The following is a 272-nucleotide window of genomic DNA, read 5'->3' as shown; positions in this document are numbered from 1 at the left end:
CTACGGGTTGTCAACCATATTTTCACATCGAATCACTTGAATGCAGGGTCCACAACGGCCACTTTCCACTTCGTCCGAAGCTGGGAAACGTAATCCTTCAGCGGCGGCGCTTCCTGTAGCGCGAGCTCCCTGCGCACATTCTCACGAATGAACGCTTTGTCCGGATTCACCTTCTCGCGTTTATTTCTCAGCTTCACAATAGCAAAGCCTTGCGGAAGCGTCACCGGCTTGCTGACCTCCCCAGCCTTGAGGAGCTTTGCAGCCTCCAGAAC

The 272-nt window shown here is 54.0% G+C and carries 1 protein-coding gene; it reads right to left on the bottom strand.

Annotated features, from left to right (window positions below):
- Positions 1 to 32: 32 nt before the first annotated feature.
- On the bottom strand, positions 33 to 272 hold a 240-nt coding region (locus KVT27_RS24625), incomplete at its 5' end, for a peptidylprolyl isomerase (RefSeq protein WP_369009670.1).

Origin of the sequence: Lysinibacillus sp. GbtcB16 (genome assembly GCF_019091145.1) — a bacterium.
GTDB classification, from domain to species: Bacteria; Bacillota; Bacilli; order Bacillales_A; family Planococcaceae; genus Lysinibacillus; species Lysinibacillus fusiformis.
The sequence above is the reverse complement of the archived record's forward strand: the minus strand, read 5'-3'. Positions and strand labels throughout refer to the sequence as shown.